The 20,965-nt window shown below is 28.4% G+C and carries 18 protein-coding genes and 1 pseudogene; 18 read left to right on the top strand and 1 reads right to left on the bottom strand.

Annotated elements, in window-relative coordinates:
- Window positions 1–230 precede the first annotated feature (230 nt).
- From ACZJV1_RS11100 to ACZJV1_RS11060, 9 genes and pseudogenes are all read left to right on the top strand, one after another.
- A complete protein-coding gene (locus ACZJV1_RS11100) occupies window positions 231–1,748 on the top strand; it encodes a thiol-activated cytolysin family protein (protein ID WP_460287398.1) in 1,518 nt (505 codons plus the stop codon).
- 81 nt (window positions 1,749–1,829) lie between these two features.
- Window positions 1,830–1,976 (top strand): annotated as a pseudogene (locus tag ACZJV1_RS11095) (transposase); the annotation flags it as partial.
- Window positions 1,977–2,030: 54 nt separating this feature from the next.
- Window positions 2,031–2,171, top strand: coding sequence for a hypothetical protein (locus tag ACZJV1_RS11090; protein WP_411167969.1), 141 nt, complete (start codon window positions 2,031–2,033; stop codon window positions 2,169–2,171).
- Between the two features lie 530 nt (window positions 2,172–2,701).
- Window positions 2,702–3,790: a tetratricopeptide repeat protein gene (locus ACZJV1_RS11085; protein WP_460287397.1), complete on the top strand. Its 1,089-nt coding sequence runs from the start codon at window positions 2,702–2,704 to the stop codon at window positions 3,788–3,790.
- A gap of 127 nt (window positions 3,791–3,917) precedes the next feature.
- The gene (locus ACZJV1_RS11080) at window positions 3,918–4,658 is read left to right on the top strand and encodes a WecB/TagA/CpsF family glycosyltransferase (RefSeq protein ID WP_463650160.1); all 741 of its coding nucleotides are present in this window, start codon (window positions 3,918–3,920) and stop codon (window positions 4,656–4,658) included.
- On the top strand, window positions 4,645–6,177 hold the full coding sequence (gene murJ, locus ACZJV1_RS11075; protein ID WP_460287395.1) for a murein biosynthesis integral membrane protein MurJ: 1,533 nt from the start codon (window positions 4,645–4,647) through the stop codon (window positions 6,175–6,177). Before ACZJV1_RS11080 ends, murJ begins: the two co-directional genes overlap by 14 nt.
- A 9-nt stretch (window positions 6,178–6,186) precedes the next feature.
- Window positions 6,187–7,467, top strand: coding sequence for a glycosyltransferase (locus ACZJV1_RS11070; protein WP_460287394.1), 1,281 nt, complete (start codon window positions 6,187–6,189; stop codon window positions 7,465–7,467).
- Window positions 7,468–7,469: 2 nt separating this feature from the next.
- Window positions 7,470–8,618: a glycosyltransferase gene (locus tag ACZJV1_RS11065; RefSeq protein ID WP_460287392.1), complete on the top strand. Its 1,149-nt coding sequence runs from the start codon at window positions 7,470–7,472 to the stop codon at window positions 8,616–8,618.
- A 2-nt stretch (window positions 8,619–8,620) separates the two neighbouring features.
- Entirely contained in the window at window positions 8,621–9,274 is a 654-nt protein-coding gene (locus tag ACZJV1_RS11060) for a cyclodeaminase/cyclohydrolase family protein (protein WP_460287391.1), read from the top strand.
- 22 nt (window positions 9,275–9,296) lie between these two features.
- Here the strand turns inward: ACZJV1_RS11060 and pdaA are convergent, their stop codons facing one another.
- A complete protein-coding gene (gene pdaA / locus ACZJV1_RS11055; protein WP_460287389.1) occupies window positions 9,297–10,079 on the bottom strand; it encodes a delta-lactam-biosynthetic de-N-acetylase in 783 nt (260 codons plus the stop codon).
- A 325-nt stretch (window positions 10,080–10,404) separates the two neighbouring features.
- Between pdaA and ychF the strand changes: the two genes are divergently transcribed.
- The 9 genes from ychF (at window position 10,405) to spoVE (ending at window position 20,914) form a co-directional block, all read left to right on the top strand.
- The gene (ychF, locus tag ACZJV1_RS11050) at window positions 10,405–11,502 is read left to right on the top strand and encodes a redox-regulated ATPase YchF (RefSeq protein ID WP_460287388.1); all 1,098 of its coding nucleotides are present in this window, start codon (window positions 10,405–10,407) and stop codon (window positions 11,500–11,502) included.
- A gap of 200 nt (window positions 11,503–11,702) precedes the next feature.
- Window positions 11,703–12,131, top strand: coding sequence for a division/cell wall cluster transcriptional repressor MraZ (gene mraZ / locus ACZJV1_RS11045; protein WP_411167959.1), 429 nt, complete (start codon window positions 11,703–11,705; stop codon window positions 12,129–12,131).
- Between the two features lie 11 nt (window positions 12,132–12,142).
- Window positions 12,143–13,075: a 16S rRNA (cytosine(1402)-N(4))-methyltransferase RsmH gene (gene rsmH / locus ACZJV1_RS11040; protein ID WP_463650159.1), complete on the top strand. Its 933-nt coding sequence runs from the start codon at window positions 12,143–12,145 to the stop codon at window positions 13,073–13,075.
- A gap of 35 nt (window positions 13,076–13,110) precedes the next feature.
- On the top strand, window positions 13,111–13,548 hold the full coding sequence (locus ACZJV1_RS11035) for a cell division protein FtsL (RefSeq protein ID WP_463650158.1): 438 nt from the start codon (window positions 13,111–13,113) through the stop codon (window positions 13,546–13,548).
- 90 nt (window positions 13,549–13,638) lie between these two features.
- Complete coding sequence (locus ACZJV1_RS11030) at window positions 13,639–15,834, top strand: stage V sporulation protein D (protein WP_463650157.1); 2,196 nt, start codon at window positions 13,639–13,641, stop codon at window positions 15,832–15,834.
- Between the two features lie 101 nt (window positions 15,835–15,935).
- Window positions 15,936–17,387: a UDP-N-acetylmuramoyl-L-alanyl-D-glutamate--2,6-diaminopimelate ligase gene (locus ACZJV1_RS11025; protein WP_411167955.1), complete on the top strand. Its 1,452-nt coding sequence runs from the start codon at window positions 15,936–15,938 to the stop codon at window positions 17,385–17,387.
- A gap of 15 nt (window positions 17,388–17,402) precedes the next feature.
- Entirely contained in the window at window positions 17,403–18,764 is a 1,362-nt protein-coding gene (locus ACZJV1_RS11020) for a UDP-N-acetylmuramoyl-tripeptide--D-alanyl-D-alanine ligase (protein ID WP_460287384.1), read from the top strand.
- 34 nt (window positions 18,765–18,798) lie between these two features.
- Window positions 18,799–19,773 (top strand): phospho-N-acetylmuramoyl-pentapeptide-transferase, encoded by a 975-nt coding sequence (gene mraY, locus ACZJV1_RS11015; RefSeq protein WP_411167953.1) that lies wholly within the window; start codon window positions 18,799–18,801, stop codon window positions 19,771–19,773.
- Between the two features lie 22 nt (window positions 19,774–19,795).
- The gene (gene spoVE, locus ACZJV1_RS11010; protein ID WP_411167952.1) at window positions 19,796–20,914 is read left to right on the top strand and encodes a stage V sporulation protein E; all 1,119 of its coding nucleotides are present in this window, start codon (window positions 19,796–19,798) and stop codon (window positions 20,912–20,914) included.
- Window positions 20,915–20,965 lie beyond the last annotated feature (51 nt).

Raw genomic sequence — 20,965 nt, 5'->3', positions numbered from 1 at the left:
TGTATTAAATAAATAATATAAACAAAATAACAGTAAAATAATGGTAAATAATGCAGAGAAAATTATGAAGATATATAAAAAAATTCATAAAAAATTCAAAAATGGTAAATGAACAGTATTATTGTTAGCAAATGTAAAAATTTCTAAAAAACTATTTATTTTAATAAAGAAAATTGTTAAAATTAAGACAAAGGAGATGAATTTTTAATATTTTAAGGGGGAAATGAAAGATGGAATTCTTAAAACAAATTAATAAAAAAATGTTACTACTTTGCGCAATTTTTAGTTTAAGTATTGTATCTTATCCTGTAAAAGCGATAGACACAAATCTAGTAGCTAAGAATGATAATGCTAGTGATATCGATTTAGGGATATCAAATTTAGACTACAACAAATATGAAGTTTTAGCCTCTAATGGAGATAGGGTAGAAAGCTTTGTTCCAAAAGAAGGCCTATTTTCAAATGATAAATTTATAGTTGTAGAGAGAAATAAAAAATCAATAACAACATCTCCTGTAGACATTTCAATTATTGACTCAGTAACAGATAGAACATACCCAGGTGCATTACAACTTGTTAATGGTGATTTTGTAGATAATAAACCTAATTTATTAACTGCTAAAAGAAAACCATTAAACATAAGTATAGATTTACCAGGTATGGGAAAAGAGAAAATAACCACTGTTAACAATCCAACTTATGGAAATGTATCTGGAGCTATTGATGATTTAGTTTCTTTATGGAACAATAAGTATTCAAATTCACATACATTACCAGCTAGAACACAGTATTCAGAGTCTATGGTCTATAGTAAATCTCAAATAGCTAGTGCTCTTAATGTAAACGCCAATGTACTTAACAATTCTCTTGGAATCGATTTCGATGCAGTTAGTAATGGTGAAAAGAAGGTTATGGTAGCAGCATATAAGCAAATATTTTATACTGTAAGTGCAGAATTACCAAATAATCCTTCAGATCTTTTTGATGAGAGCGTTACATTTAATGAATTAACACGAAAAGGTGTAAGTAATCAAGCACCACCAGTTATGGTATCAAATGTAGCCTACGGTAGAACTATTTATGTAAAGTTAGAAACAAATTCAAAGAGTAAAGATGTACAAGCGGCTTTTAAGGCATTACTAAAAGATGGTAGTATTAATACTAACAATCAATATAAAGATATATATGATGATAGTTCTTTTACAGCTGTAGTTTTAGGTGGTGACTCAAGTGAGCATAATAAGATTATTACTAAGGATTTTGATGAAGTAAGAAATGTAATTAAAAATAATGCAGTGTTTAGTACTAGAAATCCGGGATATCCGATTTCTTATACAAGTGTTTTCTTAAGAGATAATTCAGTTGCAGCTGTTCATAATAAAACAGATTATGTAGAAACTACTTCTACAGAATATTCAAAAGGTAAAATTATTTTAGATCATTATGGAGCGTATGTTGCACAATTTGAAGTATCATGGGATGAAGTTTCTTATGATGAAAATGGAAAAGAGATATTAACACATAAAGAATGGGAAGGAAACGATAAAAATAAAACTGCTCATTTTAATACAGTAATACCATTGCCAGCTAATGCTAAAAATATAAAGATATTAGCTTGGGAATTAACTGGACTAGCATGGGAAGGCTGGAGAAATATAATTAATGAACAAAATGTTCCTTTAACAAATGAAATAAAAGTTACAATTGGAGGAACAACATTATACCCTAGTGCTAATGTTACTTTTTAACAAATAATATAAAGGTCATATTTTGAGAATGTACTCAAAATATGACTTTTTTGTTTTGATAACCACTGGCTATACCAGTAGACAAAATGGAGATGCCGATATCATATAGTATTTGCGTCAAAGTATAGAAGACAGATAATATATGGAAAGTACAAAGTTGAAACAGGTAAGATGTTAAGGGAAATATGCAAAAGAAATGGTGTGGAAATTATCAAAGCGAATGTATGCCTTTATAAGACTTAATCAAGCCACCAGCTCAGCTTTGGGGACTTTACTGGTCAAATGGCATCTCTTTTAAAGGTTGATACAATTGGATCGAATGAATTGGCGAAAGAGTATAGTGTAATTTATTCTATAGTAGCAAGATGTGGAGTTTTTGCTAAAACATATGTTCAGCATCTATTAAATGAAGAAGCTAATTGAATTATTAAATTGTTCTAAAATTTATATAGATAAATTGGTTAAAGAATATGATGGTAATAGCGACGTAAGAGAAGGGGCTTTAAAAAGATATAATTACTTGTTTTTATAGAAAATTGTCTTGTAAAATTATGAAAAGAAAAATATAATTAGAATTATCATGTAGACTTGCAATGATATTTAGAGTTGGGAATATAGAATAAGTAATATTGAAAGTATTATTACAAGAGATAAATGGGTATGTGTGAGTTATTTTAATAACAATGCAGAGGAAAATGAGAGTATTAGCAAATATATCTAAAAAGTCAATTTTAAAGGCGTATAGTTTTAATTAATAAACTTTAAAAGCTATAAACCTTTAAATTTTTAAAAAGCTATTTAAGGTTTTTTTGTCATGCAAATAATTATAAAATTTTATAAATTTATTTCTTACATTTATATATTTTTCAATATATAAAAATAAAAAATAAGTATATTGATTATAATGGGAGATTATCATTTATAATAAAGTTATTTTTAAGGAGGGATCTGTATTGGATTATAATGCAGCATTTAAAGAAAAGTTAGGTAAATTACTATTTTTAGAAATGAATAAAGAAGGATTTAAAGAAAGTATAAATATTCCTAGTTATGTAACTTTTAAAAATAAAGATTTATATTTACCTATATCCCCAGATTACATAACATCAAATGTAAATAATGAAATTAAAATAAAAAATTTACCTATATATTACTTTATAGAAGGAATGTTTTTTGCCTTAGGAGCAGATGAAAATCTGAAGTTTAATGAAGATTATGAAACAATATTAACTTATATAAAAGATACAGAGAATTGTATAAAAAGTATAGTTTCCAAAAAAATAAAAGATGATTTAATGATAGATGCTTACTTATTATTAAAAGGTTTTTACAGATATTCAAAAGATATTGATATTATGAAGAAACTATTATTAGTTGGGGAAAATATAAGAGAAAAGGATAGTACTTTTAAAGAAATGTTATTACAGGATATTGAATATTGTGAGACTAATTTGTTGAAAGTTCCAGAGGCTTATCTTTATAAGGCTTTAATATTAAAAGATGATGGAGATTTCAAAGGAGCAAAGGTTTCAATAAACGAGTATTTAAATAAGGGTGGAGAAGTAACAGAAAATATAAAGATAGTTATTGATGATATTACTAACGTTTCCAATTATGAAATTGCTATAGAGCATTTAAATGATAATCCTAGCAAAACAATAGAACTTCTTTTAAAATTGGTAGAAAAGTTTGAGAAAAATCCATTAATTTATTACTATTTAGGAGTTGCATATAGAAAAATAGAAAATTATGAAAAAGCTATATATTATTTAAATGAAAGCTTACAAAAAGAAAGTGGCATATATGAAGTGGTAGTTGAACTTGGAATAAATTATGCATGTATTAATGATTTCCAAAGCGCAATAAGATATTTTAAAAAGGCATTTGAGGTTACTAAAGAAGTAGAAGTATGTACTAATATAGTTATGTGCTATGTTAATTTAAATAATTTAGAGGAAGCTAAGTTACATTTAAATATAGCTAAAAAGTTAAATCCAGAAGATGAAGTAGTAAAAGATTTAGAGAAAATGTTAAATAAATAAAGTTGAATTGGGAGTTTAAATATTAAACTCCCAAATTTATATATACAATTTATTTCTTTAGTAAAGTAGATAAATATGGTATTATATTTATAAATAATTTTAATAAATATATTATTGAGGAGAAGAAATGAAAGATAATAATTTTATTGATGTCTTGGGATATAAAGTTTATAAAAACACCTTAATAGATGCTTTAAAATATATAGATAAATTTAATAAGGTGCATATTATATCAGGAAATCCCGAGGTGTTATACACAGGATTATACAATGAGGAATTATTAAATAATTTTAAATCTAATAAATCATTTATAATACCTGATGGTGTTGGATTGCAAATTGCAGCCAAGCGTTTAAAAACTCCTGTTAAAGAAAAAATTGCAGGAATAGATTTAATGAAGGAAATAATAAAAAGATGTGAAAGAGAAGATAAAGGAATATATCTTTTAGGAACATCTGATGAAAATATTAAAGCTTGTGTTGCAAATTTAATGGTTAAATATCCAAATATAAATATAGTAGGATATAGAAATGGATTTTTTGATATTAATAATTCTGATGAGATATTAAACGAAATAAAAGAAAAAAAGCCATATGCTATTTTTGTTGCAATGGGATGTCCAAGGCAAGAGAAATTTATAGTTAAATATATGGATGAGTTACCATGCAAAATATTTATGGGGGTTGGAGGAAGCTTTGATGTAATTGCAGAAAAAGTTAATAGAGCTCCTAAATGGATGATAAAACTTGGATTAGAATGGCTTTATAGAGTTGCAAAAGAGCCTTGGAGAATAAAGAGGCTTGTAAGTATTCCTAAATTTTTATTATTAGTATTTAAAAATAAAAAGGTGATGTATGAGCAAAAATAAGATATTTAAAGCAACTTTTATAGTTATGACTATGACTATATTAAGTAGAATAATAGGATTTGGTAGAGATATGCTTGCGGCATATCATTTTGGAGTTGGAGGACCATACGATATATACGTTGCATCAGTTGCAATACCTGAATCAGTTTTTATGATAGTTGGTCTTGCAATATCAACTACATTTATACCGATGCTAAGTGAAATAAGACATAATAAGAATAAGGATGAAATGTTTAAATTTTCAAATAATGTTGTTACTATTTTAGGTATAGCATCATTATTTATAGTATTATTGGGATTAATATTTACAAAGGATATAGTTAATGTATTTGTTCCTAAATTTACAAAAGAACAAATGGATTTAACCATATTTTTAACGAGAATAACTTTAATAAATATAGTATTACTATGTGTTAATGCATGCTTCGCTTCAATATTACAAGTATGTGAAGATTTTATAGTGCCATCATTGTTAGGGCTATTTTTTAATCTTCCTATAATTGTATATTTAGCTTTTTTTGGTGAAGTAAGTATTATTGGTCTTACAATAGCTAATGTTTTAGGAAATCTACTAAGAGTATTAGTTCAAATTCCTTCTCTATATAAGCAAGGATATAAATTTAAATTATATATAGATTTAAAAGATGAAAAACTAAAGACTATGATGATTTTAATAATTCCGGTTATAATTGGAGCGGGAGCAAATTCAATAAATATGCTAGTGGATAAAAGTTTAGCTTCTGGATTAAGTACAGGAAGTATGGCATCTTTAGAATATTCACAAAGAATAGTCCAATTTGCTAATACTGCTATAACAACTTCAATAGTATCAGTGGTTTATCCGTTAATGGCAAATAGGTTGAACTCTGGAGACAAAGAGGGATTTATTAAATATTTAACTAAGTCTATCGTAATTATATGTTTATTTTTAATTCCTATTACTTTTGGTATGTTATTTCTAAGAAAAGAAATAGTTGTAGCCTTTTATGCAAGAGGAAAATTTGATTCAGGAGCTGTTATTATAACATCTATGGCTCTTTTAGGATATTCAATACAACTACCCTTTGCAGGAATAAGAGATATATTGAATTCCTCTTTATTTTCTATGAAAAAGACAAAGGTAACAACGATAAATGGAGTTATTGGTGTTGTAATAAATATTATTTTAAGCATAATACTATCAAAATATATAGGCGTTTTAGGTATAGCTATAGCAACATCTATTTCATCTGGATTAATAGCAATACTCTTATTAAATTCAACTAAGAAAATAATTGGAAAATTTGATGTAAAAGATATGATTATAAAAATAATTAAAGTAACGTTAAGCTCAACTTTAATGCTAGTAGCATTGTATTTTATGAATAATTTATTTAAATTGGAGAATTCTTTTGCAATTATTTTATTAGATGGAATAGTTGGAGCAGTTTTCTTTGTAGTAATATGTAAGTTACTACAAATAGAAGAACTTAATGAAGCTTTAAGCATGATAAAAGGAAAAGTTAGAAGGGAGGTTTAGTTTAATAAAATGAAAATATTATTTATTGCATGTTATTCGCCATTAATAAATAATTCAGCATCTATAGAAACTCTTCAATATTTAAATAATTTAGCAAAAATTGAAGAAAACGAGATTCACTTATTAACTGTAAACTTTCCTGTAAATTCAGTTTATTATGATGAATATATTTTTAAAATGCTAGATAAAAGAATTAACTTACATATAATATCAGGAGGCAAGATATTTGAGCTAATTATGCCTAAAAAAGCTCAAGAAGGAAGTACCATTAAGAAAAATGTGAGCAAAGTTAAAATTAAAAGTGCTTTAAGAAGAGTGAAAAAAATATTTGCAGTTCCAGATATGTATTTGTATTGGGCATTTAAAGCAAGTGAATACGGAATAAAATTAATGGAGAAAGAAAACTTTGATGTTATGTTTTCTATGCATGAACCACCATCAAGTCACATTTGTGCATACAAGATTAAGAAAAAATATCCTAATTTAAAATGGATAACTTATTGGAGCGATCCTTGGCTTAAGGATTCTACTAGAGAAGGATCTAGCTCAATAAGAAGAAACTTTGAAGAAGGATATGAGAAAAATATTGTTGCTTTAGCAGATAAGTTTATTTTTGTAACTAATGCTAATAGAGATGATTATATGGACACATATAGTATTAAAAAGGAAGATACTTATATAATAACTAGGGGATATGATGAGAAAGTTTATAATGATATAAAAATAAATGAAAGACCTTTACTGATTGATAATAAAAAAATAAATATTATTTATACTGGAGAAATTTTTTCTAAGCTTAGGGATATAAAGCCCTTTATGGAAGCGATGAGAAGATTAAGTATAGAAAATATAGAACTTTATGAAAAGTTAAATATACTTTTCTTTGGAAATATAGACGATGAGAAAATTAAAAATGAGCTATGTCAAATAAGTAATGTTACAGTTTCAAATAGGATTCCTTATAGAGAAGCCTTAGGTTATATGGTAAATGCAGATGTTTTACTTCTATTTGGAAATAAAAAATCAAAACAAATACCTGCTAAGATATATGATTATTTTGGATGTGATGGATATATATTGGTAGTTTTAGGAGACGAAAATGATCCTATAATAGATGTGGTAAGTGGTTTAGAAAAGTGTGAAGTTTCATTAAACAGATTAGAGGAAATATTTGATGGGCTTATAGAGTTATCCAATAAAATATTAGAAGGTAAAAAGTCTAATCCAATTACAGAATATGAGTGGGAAAATATATCTAAAAAATTAAATTCTATTTTAAAGGGGGAGTAGTTATGCATGTTATGTTTATACCATCATGGTATCATAATAAAAGAAACCCTGTGCATGGAAGTTTTTTTAAAGAACAAGCATTAGCATTACAAAATAGAGGTATAAAAATTACTGTAGCTTATAATGAAATTTGGCCTTTGACTTTGGCTTTTAAGGTTAAAGAAAAAATAGGATTAAATTATAATATTGAAGAAGGGCTAAAAACCTATAGATATAAGAATTATAATTTTCTACCTAAAAATCCTATGATGTTTAAAATATTTAATAAAAGGCTAGAAAAGTTATATGAAGAAATAATAAAAAAAGAGGGAAAGATAGATATAATACATTGTCAATCTTCTTTTTGGGCTGGAATAAGTGCGAATTATATTTCAAAAAAATATAATATACCTTTAATAATAACAGAACATTCTTCATTGGAAAAAGCTATTTACATAAAGGAAAGTTATAAACCTTTAATAAAAAAATCTTATGTTGAAGCAGATAAACTTATAGCGGTAGGAAATGGATTAAAGCAAGAAATTTCTAAGTTTTCTGGTAGAAAAGATATAGGGGTTATACATAACTTAATACCTGTAGAGAATTTTCATATAAAAAAAGCTAAAAATAAAGATTTTACTTTTTTTTCTTTAGCTTTTCTAGAAGGTGAAAAAGGAATGGATATTCTTATAAAGGCTTTTAATAAATATTTTAAAGAAACTTCATCTAAACTTATTATAGGTGGAGATGGAAGCCAAAAAGAATATTTAATTAAGCTATGTGAGGATTTAGGAATAAGAAATCAAGTTGATTTTGTAGGAGCTTTATCTAGAGAAGAGGTTTCGGAATATATGAGTTCTTGTGATTCCTTTGTTTTAGCATCAAAATATGAAACTTTTGGAGTGGTTTATATAGAAGCACTTGCATCAGGTAAACCTATTATAGGAACTTATAATGGTGGTGCTGAGGATATTATAGATAGTAATAATGGGCAAATAGTTAAGGTAGATGATATTGATGAATTAGGAAAGGCTATGGAATATGTTAGAGATAACATAGAAAATTACAACTCAAATAAAATTAGAAATATGTGTATAGCTAAATTTTCTAAGGAAAAAATAACTAATGAAATAATAGAAGTTTACAATTTAGTATTAAATGAGAGAGGATAAATATGTTATTTAAAGATTATAGTATAGATAAATTTATAAGTGAATTATCTTCTAATGCTCCTTCACCAGGAGGTGGAAGTACTGCAGCCTTAGTTGCAGCTTTAGCATCTAGCTTGAATTCAATGGTCTATTCATTGACAGTAGGTAAAAAAGTCTTTGAAAAGCTAAATGATGAAGAAAAGAATATGATGATAAATTTACAAGAGGAAGCAGAAAAATTTACGAAAAGTGCTCAAAGTTTTATGGAAAGTGATAGAGAAGATTTTTTAAATCTTATGAATAGCTATAAATTGCCTAAAGAAACAGAGGTAGAACTTAAATTTAGAGAAGAGAAGATAAAGAAAAATACTTTTAAAGCAATGGAAACTCCGCTTTCTTTAGCAGAAGAATGTATTAAATTCTATGATAATATTGAATTTGCAATTAAGTATGGTAATAAAAACTTAATTTCAGATGCTGGTGTAGCAACAATTTTATTACATTCTGCAATAGAGAGTTCGGTACTTAATGTTAAAGTGAATTTAAATTTTTTAAGAGATGAAGATATTTGTGAGGAAATAGAAAATAAATGTAAATCAATAATAAATGAATCATACATAAAAAAACGTAATTTAATAAATAGTGTTGAAAATATTATATACCCTAAAAAAATATAGTCTCTTTAGAGACTATATTTTTTTAGGGTAGTTCATTTAATGATTTAAATTCATATCCTTCAGATTTAAGTTCTTTAATAACATCCTTTAATATTTTAGTATTTGTATTTGAAACTGCATGTAATAACATTATAGATCCTGGATGGGCTCCATTTAATATTTTCTTTATTGCAGCAGATTCTTCAGGTTGATTATCTACAAGCCAATCTTTATAAGCGAAACTCCAAAATATAGTTTTATATCCTAAGCCCTGTGTTTTCTTTAAAGAATTTTTAGAGTATTTACCCATAGGAGGCCTAAAGAATTTAGGCATATCTTGAGATGTTAAGGTCTTAAATTCCTCTTCAACTTCAGTAAATTCTTTATTAAATTTATCATTATCTAATATACTAGCCATTGATGGATGATGAGAGGTATGATTACATACTAAGTGTCCTTCCTCTACCATTCTTTTGACTATTTCAGGATGCTCCTTTACATATGGCTTAACTACAAAAAATGCAGCAGGAACTTGTTCATCTTTCAAAATATCTAAAATTTTTGGAGTGTTTCCATTTTCATAACCCTCATCAAATGTTAAATACAATACTTTTGAGTTTGTATCACCTACATAATAAGCGCCAAGTTCACTAAAGAAAGCTACTGATTCTTTTGGAGGCTCAGGGGTTTTTCCTTTTTCTCTATTAACAAAGTACCAATTTAGTTCTAAATCATCAGAAACAAGTACATTTGCATTTGTAAGAGAAGATGTGAAAATAAGAATTAAAGTTATTAATGAAGCTGTAAATACATTAAATTTTTTCATTATTTCACCACCTTTTTACTTATATATATTTAAATTTTTCGCTCTGTTAGACATTTCTCTCTAACACAGCCAAATTTTTATATAAGTTGTTATAATATTAGCTTTATTTGTAATACATTAAAGATAATATTCTTTAATAAATGTATAATCTTTATTACAACTTATATATAATCTTATTTTTATCTAAAATAATTCTTTTACACATAGAAATACAATGTATAAATGCTATTAATTGCCTTTCTATATTTCTTTAAATGTTGAAATTATTAATATTGTAGAGTATAATTTTAAAGATATGATTAAGATAAGAAAGGAATGTACATAGATGAATTTAGGAATAGTTGGTTTACCAAATGTAGGTAAAAGTACTTTATTTAATGCAATTACAAAAGCTGGAGCGGAGTCAGCAAACTATCCTTTTTGTACTATAGAACCAAATGTTGGAGTAGTTAGTGTACCAGATAAAAGATTAGATGTTTTAGAAAAGATGTATAATACTAAGAAGAAAGTCTATACTGCAGTTGAGTTTTACGATATAGCAGGTTTAGTAAAGGGAGCTTCAAAAGGTGAAGGCTTAGGAAATAAATTTTTATCCCATATAAGAGAAGTTTCTGCCATAGTACATGTAGTGAGATGTTTTGATGATGGAAATGTTGTTCATGTAGAAGGTTCAGTAGATCCAATAAGAGATATAGAAACTATAAACTTAGAGCTTATATTTGCTGATCTAGAAGTTTTAGAAAGAAGAATGGAAAGATCAATTAAGCAAGTAAGGTCTGGAGATAAAAAGGCAAAAGAAGAATATGCATTAATGGAAAAAGTTAAAGCACATTTAGAACAAAACTTACCAATAAGAACATTAGAAGTTACTGAAGAAGAAGAAGAATTAATAAAAGGATTATTCTTAATAACTTCAAAACCGGTTCTTTATGCATGTAATATATCAGAAGATGATATGATGGAAGGAAACACAAATAATGAATATGTTCAAAAAGTGAGAGCCCATGCTGAAAGTGAAAACTCAGAGGTTGTAGTTGTTTGTGCAAAATTAGAAGAAGAATTATCAGGTTTGGAGGAAGATGAGAAGCAAGAAATGTTAAGTGAATATGGCTTAACAGAGTCAGGTTTAGATCAGCTTATAAAAGGTAGTTATAAACTATTAGGATTAATAAGTTATTTAACAGCAGGAGTTCAAGAAGTAAGAGCTTGGACTATTAAAGAAGGCACAAAGGCACCACAAGCAGCTGGTAAGATACATTCAGATATAGAAAGAGGATTTATTAGAGCTGAAATAGTTTCATATGATGATTTAGTTGAATGTGGATCAGAAGCAGCTGCTAAAGAAAAAGGACTTTACAGATTAGAAGGTAAAGAATATGTTATGAAAGATGGAGATGTAGTTAACTTTAGATTTAATGTTTAATTATATCTTATAGAAAAGACTGAGTAATATCAGTCTTTTTTTATTGCACCAAATTTTATAACTTTTTATTAATTATGTAAATAAAATTCTTAAAAAATCAAATAAGCCTTGAAGATTTGCTTAAAATTCTATAAAATAATAGTATAAAGTGGTTAAAAGTGGTTAAAAGTGGAGCAAATTTATAAAAGGTAGGGGTAAAGATGTTTATAGGAGAATATCAACACGCGATAGATGCTAAGAATAGAATGATAGTCCCTGCAAAGCTGAGAGATGGGCTTGGTAATAATTTTGTTATTACAAAAGGCTTAGATGGATGTCTTTATGCTTATCCTATGGAAGAATGGAAAGCTCTTGAATTAAAATTAAAATCTTTACCACTTACAAATAGAGATGCACGAGCATTCGTAAGATTCTTTTTTTCAGGAGCCTGCGAAATTGAAGTAGATAAACAAGGAAGAGGTTTAATTCCTCAAAATTTAAAGGAATATGCGAATATAGAAAAGGAAATAGTAAGTATAGGAGTATTGACTAGGGTTGAAATTTGGAGCAAGGAAAAGTGGCAAGAATACAATGAGTCGGATATAGATTATGATTCTATTGCTGAAAAAATGAGCGATTTAGGAATATAAGGAGTAAGATTATGGATTTTAAACATGTTTCTGTACTTTTGAATGAGTGCATAGAGGGATTAAATATTAAAGAAGATGGAATATATGTGGATGGAACACTTGGCGGTGGAGGACATTCTTTAGAAATATTAAAAAATTTATCAGAAAGTGGAACTTTGATTGGAGTAGATCAGGATAAAGATGCATTAAAAGCAGCTGGTGAAAGGTTACAAAGTTTTAAAAATGTAAAGTTTGTCCATAGTAATTTTTATAATATTGATTCTATATTAAATAATTTAGATATTGAAAAAATTGATGGTATGCTTATGGATTTAGGAGTTTCTTCTTATCAATTAGATGAGGGGGATAGGGGCTTTAGTTACATGCAAGATGCTCCTTTAGATATGAGAATGAATAGAGAAAACTCACTATCTGCATATGAAGTTATAAATGAATATGAAGAAGAAGAGATATATAGGATAATTAGAGATTATGGTGAAGAAAAATTTGCAAAAAGAATTGCTAAATTCATAGTAGAAAACAGACAAAATAAGCCTATAGAAACAACTTTGGAATTAGTAGAAATAATAAAAGCTGCTATACCTGCAAAGGCTAGAAGAGAAGGACCACATCCTGCTAAAAGGACTTTTCAAGCGATAAGGATAGAAGTGAACAGTGAATTATCTATATTAAATAAGGCTATTGAAGATGGAGTAAATAGATTAAATAAAGGGGGAAGAATGGCAATAATAACATTCCACTCCTTAGAAGATAGAATAGTTAAAGTTAAGTTCAAGGAACTAGCTACTTCATGTACCTGTCCTAAGGAGTTTCCAATTTGTGTTTGTGGTGGAAAAGCTAAAGTGAAACTAATAAGTAGAAAGGCTATAGAGCCTACAAAAAATGAAGTAGAAGAAAATCCAAGAAGTAGAAGTGCTAAGTTGAGGGTTATAGAAAGAATTTAAAAAAATTAAGTAAAATGCAGAGGAGATGTAATAAAATGGTTGATAGAGAATATGATTATATAAGGGGTAATACAGCATTAAATCCAAAGAGAAAATATGATGAAATAGACAAAAGAATAGAGAAAGAAAATCAGGAGAGAAAACAAAGAGAGTCACAAAAAAAAGAAAGACAAGCGAAAAAGGCTACTGTAAAAAATATATTACAAGTGTCTTGTATTGCATTAGTTCTAGGTATTAGTAGCATAGCAAGAGATGGTAAGGTTTATAAAATGCAAAATGATCTTTCTAAAGTTAGAAATGAGATGAAGGTTGCTACAGAAGAAGGAAAAGCATTAAAAGTAAACTTATTAAAATATGAGCCGCTTTCAGATATAGTAGATGCAGCTAATAAAGAGGGAATGAAAATCCCAGGAAAAAATGATTCAGTAGTAGTAGACTTAACAAAAAACTTCTTTGCAAACTTAAGTGAATAAACATAAGTAATAAAATAGTACACTTGCCAAGATAAAGAGTACAAAATTAGTACTCTACATGTTTTTAATCAATTACATGGAGGCATTGATGTGAATAGAAAGAATTATAGGGATAAAGCGCTAATGAAAAAGAGAATGTCATTAGCGCTTACCGCATTAACCTGTTTATTTGCTCTTTTAATAATTAGATTGTCCTACATAATGATAGTTAAAAGAGGTGAGTACTCAGAAAGAGCTGAAGAGCAGTGGACGAGCGAAGTTAAAATTGATGCAAGAAGAGGTAGAATACTTGATAGAAATGGGGTAGAACTCGCTGTATCTGCAAATGTTTATAGAGTAGATTTTGACCTTAACTCAATAAGATCCCATTTAAGAAAAGAAAATTCAAGTAATGAAAATATAGCCCCTAAAATAGCAGAAGCTTTAGGAATGGATGTAGAAAAGGTTCTTAAGAAATTAAATACAAAGCTTCCAAGTGGAGCAGATGCAGGAGCTGCAACATTAGTAAGAAGAATAGAGAAAGAACCGGCTGATAAGGTTAAAAATTTAAACATACCAGGAGTAATAGTATCTCCAGATACAAAAAGATATTATCCAAGGGGAAATTTTTTAGCTCATGTATTAGGCAGTACTAATATTGATGGGCAAGGATTAACTGGTGTAGAATTACAATATAATGAGTATCTATCTGGCACTCCTGGACTTCGTATTTCTGAATTAGAGAAGTATAACGATGAATTACCATATACAATTTCAAAATTTACACCACCAGTAGATGGAAAGGATGTTACTTTAACTATAGATGCTAATTTACAAGCATTTGCTGAGAAAGTAGCAGAAAAGGGATATAAGGATAACCAAGCAAAGCAGGTTTCTATAATAATAATGAATCCTAGTAATGGCGAAATATTAGCAATGGTAAATAAGCCTGATTTTGACCCTAATAAACCATATGAAGGAATAGAAAATTATAGCGGAGAAAATACAGCTGAAAAGGTTCAAAAGATGTGGAGAAATCATTTAGTTAATGACACCTTTGAGCCAGGATCAATTTTTAAAGTTGTAACAATGATAGGTAATTTAGAAGAAGGATTAGTTAAAGAGTCAGATACTTTTACCTGTAATGGAAGCTTAAAAGTTGGACCTCATACAATAAAGTGTTGGAAGACATCAGGACATGGAACACAAATATTACCTGAAATTCTTGAAAATTCCTGCAATGTTGGTTTTATGGATATAGGTAAAAGAATAGGAAAAGAAAAACTAAATGAGTATATAAAAAAAATGGGCTTTGGAAAAGTGAGTGGTGTGGATTTACCAGGAGAAGCAAAAGGAATAACTAAAAAAACTGAAGATATTACAGAGGCTGACCTTGCAACGATTTCATTTGGACAAACGAATACTGTAAATGCTGTTCAATACATGACTGCATTTAATAGTATTGTAAACGGAGGGAAGCTTATTCAACCTCATATAATGAAGGAAGTAATTCATAAGGATGAGTATAATAATATTGTAACTGATAAAACTTTTGAACCAAATATAGTAGATATCTTAAGTGAAGAGAACACTGCTATTTTAAGAGATTATTTAGAAAGAACTGTAGCTCAAGGTGGTTCAAGTAAATCTTATGTTGAAGGATATCATATAGCAGCTAAAACAGGGACTGCTCAAAAGGTTAACCCAAATGGTGGAGGATATGAATCAGGAAAATATATATCTTCTTTGGCTGGTTTTGCGCCAGCTGATGATCCTAAGGTATCAGTGTTTATATCAATAGATGAACCTGGTACAGGAACCTATTATGCAGGTCAAATAGTTGCTCCTCTTGCGAATATTTTATTTACAGACATATTTAATTATATGAGTTCAGAAATATCGAAAGATAATATAGATAGCATAGTAAAAGAAGTAGTAATTCCTGAGATAAGAGGATTAGAAGTTAATGAAGCGAAAAAAATATTAAAAGAATACAATTTAGAGTATAATATTCAAGGAAATGGGTCTATAATAACAAATGTAAAACCTTATCCAGGATATACTGTTAAAGAAAATTCTAAGATTAATATAGACATAGGTGACTCAGAGTCTTATAATAAAAATGTCGTTATGCCAGATTTGAGGGGGTACTCATTAGAGTCTGCAACTAAAATTCTCGATGATTTAGGCATTAAATATACATCTGAGGGAATGGGGTCTATATTTAAACAAAGCATTCCAAAGGGTGAGATGATTACAAAAGGAACAAACGTAAAACTTATATTAAACGAAGAATATGGAGATTAATTTAGAATATCCCTTTACATTAGCATGTGGGAAACTCACATGCTAAATTTTTATACAAAAGATATGGGGAGTTCTTTTTAGAATATTAAGGAGATGGTGAAATGAAGTTATTAGATTTATTAAAGGGAGTAAATTATGAATTATTAGAAGGAACATTAGATAAAGAAGTAAACAGTATTCAGTATGATAGCAGAAAAGTAAATAAAAGTGACTTATTTGTATGCCTTACAGGATTTGAAGTTGACGGTCATAACTATGCAAATAAAGCAGTAGAAGCTGGAGCAAAGGTTATAGTTTGTGAAAAAAATATTGAAATTAAAGGGGAGGATATAACTGTTTTAGTTGTGAAAGAGGGTAGAAAAGCACTTGCTACTATGTCTTCTAACTATTATGGACATCCAACTAAGAATTTAAAACTAATTGGTGTTACAGGAACAAATGGAAAAACAACAACTGTATATATGTTAAAGTCAATGCTAGAAAAAGCAGGTAAAAAAGTTGGGTTAGTTGGTACTATAGCTAATTATATAGGAGATATTAAACTAAAATCAGAAAGAACTACTCCAGAGTCATTGGAGCTTCAAAAATTATTTAAGGATATGGTAGAGGCAAACTGTGAATATTGTGTTATGGAAGTTTCATCACATTCTTTATATTTAGATAGAGTTTATGGTTGTGAATTTGAAGTTGGAATATTTACAAATTTAACAAGAGATCATTTAGATTTCCATAAATCTTTTGATAATTACTATAATGCTAAATTCAAACTTTTTGAAAGAAGTAAAGCTTGTGTTATTAATGTTGATGATGATTATGGATATAGAGTGCTAAAGGATATTGAAAAATTAGGAAATAAAGTAGTAAAAACTTATTCAATAAGAAATAATAGTGATTTTAAAGCATCAGATCTTATGTTAAAAGAAGGAGATATACACTTTAAGATAAATGGAGAAGATTTTAACTCTATTTTACCAGGAGAATATAATGTTTATAATGCTTTAGGGACGGTTGGAGCAATGAGTATTTTAGATATAAACAAAGAGTTTATAAAAGAAGGTTTATTAGATATTATAGTACCAGGAAGATGTGAGAGAGTTGGATATAAATATAATATACCATACGAAGTAATAATAGATTTTGCACATACTCCAGACGGATTAAAAAATATACTAGAAACATTAAAAGGATTTGCTAAAAATAGATTAATTGCAGTATATGGATGTGGTGGAGACAGAGATAAAGTTAAACGAGCTGAACTTGGAAGAATAGGAACAGAAATTGCAGATTTAGCTGTTATAACATCTGATAATCCAAGAGAAGAGGATCCAATGGCTATTATAAAAGAAATAGTTGCAGGAATAACAAAGTCAAATTATCTAGCAATTGAAAATAGGGTTGAAGCTATAAAACTTGCATTAGGTATGGCTGAAGAAGGAGATGTAGTTGTTTTAGCTGGAAAAGGTCATGAGAATTACCAAATAACTAATGAAGGTGTAATTCATTTTGATGAAAGAGAAGTAATTGATGAAATTTTATCAAATAAAAAGAAATAATTAGAGGTGCATAAATTGGAATTATCGTTAGATGAACTTTTAGAAGCTGTACGAGGCGAAATAATAATTGAAGGAAAAACTAATTTTAACAATGTTTGTATAGATACAAGAAAGATAGAAGAAAACAATATATACTTTGCTATAAAAGGTGAAAATTTTAATGGAAATAAGTTTGTAAATGAAGCCTTTTTTAAAAAAGCATCTATAGCAGTAGTAGATGAAGTTTTATTTGATGTAAGCAAAATAGAGAATAATGGCACCATAATAAAGGTAGAAGACACTTCACAGGCTTTGTTAGATCTTGCTAATTTTTATAGAAATAAGTTAGGTTTAAAAGTTGTTGGTGTAACTGGTTCATGTGGAAAAACATCTACTAAAGATTTAATTGCAGCTTTCTTAAGCAAAAAATACAAGGTTTTTAAAACAAAAGGCAATTTTAACAATCAAATAGGATTACCTTTAATGATATTAGAGCTTGATAGCACAATAGATGTAGCTGTTTTAGAAATGGGAATGAGTGATTTAGGAGAGATAGATGTCTTGGCTAAGTGTGCTAGACCAGATATAGCGGTAATAACTAATATTGGATTATCTCATATAGAAAATTTGAAAACTCAAGATAACATTTTAAAAGCAAAATCAGAAATATTTAATTACTTTACCGAAAGTAATACTCTTGTAATAAATGGAGAAGATAAGAATTTATTAAGAATAAAAGATAAATGTTTTAAAATTGTAAAAATTGGATATAATCATGAATATGATCTTTATGCATTTAATATTATACTAGAGGAGAACAAAACAACATTTACTGTTAAGGATCAATATGAGGAAAGTACATTTATAATACCTATGGCTGGTAAGCACAACGTTTTAAATTCAATGCTTGCAATAGAAGTAGCTAAAATTTTAAATGTTTCTTTTTCTGAAATGAAAGAAGGGATTGAAAATTTAGAAGCTACATCTATGAGGTTACAAGTTTTAAAAAATGATAGATTAACAATTATAAATGATTGTTATAATGCTAGCCCAGATTCAATGAAATCCTCAATTGATGTACTAAGTACTTACAAGATAGGAAGAAAAATAGCTATACTTGGGACTATGAATGAACTAGGTGATGAAGCTGTAAAATCACATAAAGAAGTAGGAATTTATGCTTCAAATAAAGTAGATTTATTAATTGCTATAGGAGAATATAGAAGTTATTTTAAATCAGGATTTACAGGAGAAAATATCATTACTTTTGCTACTAAGGAAGAATTTATAGAAAATATAAATACTATGTTTAAAGAAAATGATGTAGTTTTAGTAAAGGCTTCAAGAGGTATGAAGTTTGAAGATATAGTTAGTTCATTAGAAGAAGTCTCAATATAACGAAGGAGGTGAACTGCCTATTTAGGCAGCTACAATGGGGGATAAATTAATAGACATAGTAACATCAAATCTAACTTTAGGATTAGTGTTAGCTTTTATAATATCGATAATACTAGGACCTATAACAATACCAATGCTTAGAAGATTAAAGTTTGGTCAAAATATAAGAAAAGAAGGGCCTCAGAGCCACCTTAAAAAAGCAGGAACTCCAACTATAGGAGGTATTATATTTATAATATCAACATTAATAGTTATGGTGGTTATGAGATTTAATCCAATGGACGAAGCGATGATTGCGCTTTATTCGCTACTTGCTTTCGGGTTTATAGGATTTTTAGATGATATTCTAAAAATCATAAAGAAACAAAATGAAGGATTAAAGGCTTGGCAAAAAATGGTGCTATTAATTATCTTTTCAACTGCAATTGCAGTTTATGGATATGTTAATTTAGGAACTGCTTTAAAAATACCTTTTATTGATACAAAAATACCACTAGGGATATTGTATATTCCTTTTGTAATAGTATATTATGCAGGTGCTACTAATGCTGTTAATTTAACAGATGGATTAGATGGATTAGCATCTACTGTCAGTGTTTTAGTATTAACATTTTTTGCAGTTGTGGCATTTACAATGAAACATGAATCATTAGCAGTATTTTCAGTCGTTTTAGCAGGAGGTTTGCTAGGATTCTTAAAATACAATGCTTACCCTGCAAAAGTATTTATGGGTGATACTGGTTCCCTTGCAATTGGAGGTGCTATAGCTACTATTGCATTAATTCTAGAATTACCATTAATACTATTTATTGTTGGTGGAATATATGTTTTTGAAACAATATCAGTAATTTTACAAGTTTCATCGTATAAATTAAGAGGAAAAAGATTATTTAAAATGGCACCTATTCATCATCATTTTGAGCAAGTAGGATGGAGTGAAACAAAAATTGTTACAGTTTTTTCTATAGTAACTGTAATATTATGCTTTATAGGATTTATAGCCCTTTAATCATTGAATTGGAGGAGCTTTTATGAGAGAAAAAAAGTCCAGTGTAAGAGTTGGCGAAATTGACTATGGTATATTTTATGCTGTTATATTTTTACTAGCAATAGGAGTAATTATGATATACTCAGCAAGTTCATACTATGCTATGTTTAAAGAGGGAGATAGCATGGTATATTTAAAAAAACAATTAATTTGGGCAATAACTGGGTTAGTAGCGATGGGGGTTATGGTTACTTTCGATTATCATAAGTTAAAAAAAATTACTCCACATCTTTTGATAATAACTGTTCCATTATTAGTAGCCGTATTTTTCTTTCCAGCAGTAAATGGAGCAAAGAGGTGGATTCAGTTAGGACCATTATCATTTCAACCTTCGGAACTTACTAAGTATGTAGTAGTTTTATTTTTAGCTATGAGTTTAGATTTAAAGGGAGATGGGGTGAAAAAATTTTGGTCAGGAATAGTACCCTATCTAGGTGTATCAGGGTTCTTCTCAGCTATGATATTAGCAGAAAAGAACCTGAGTATAGCAGCAATTATTATGATTGTTACTTTTATAATGCTTTTCGTTGCAGGCGGACGAATTAAAGATTTGTTTGGTAAGGTTGCACCAGTGTTATTAGTAGCAGTTATGGTATTCATATTTGGGGAAGATTATAGAAGGGCTAGAATGCTGAATTTCCTAAACCCATGGAAAGACCCAGCTGGAGATGGATATCAATTAATTCAATCTTTTTATGCACTAGGAGCTGGAGGAGTAACTGGATTAGGACTTGGTCAATCTAGACAAAAAACTTTATATATGCCTGAGCCACATAATGATTTTATATTTTCCATAATAGGAGAAGAACTTGGGTTAATTGGATGCCTTTTTATTATTGCGCTTTTTGTATTCTTTGTATGGAGAGGAATAAAGGTAGCAATGAAAGCAAAAGATACTTATGGAACACTACTAGCAATAGGAATAACTTCAATAATTGCAGTTCAAGCTATTATTAATATTGCAGTTGTAACAGGGTCTATGCCTGTAACAGGAGTTCCAATGCCATTCATAAGCTATGGAGGTACATCATTAGTAATTAATATGATGGCAATGGGAATACTTTTAAACATATCAAGACAAACACAAGGGAAAGAGTTATAAATTTTATTAAAAAGAGTGGGTTTTTCTTTATTATTCACTCTTTTTTCTTTG

The sequence above is a fragment of the Clostridium sp. LS3 genome, from assembly GCF_055330225.1.
The sequence above is the reverse complement of the archived record's forward strand: the minus strand, read 5'-3'. Positions and strand labels throughout refer to the sequence as shown.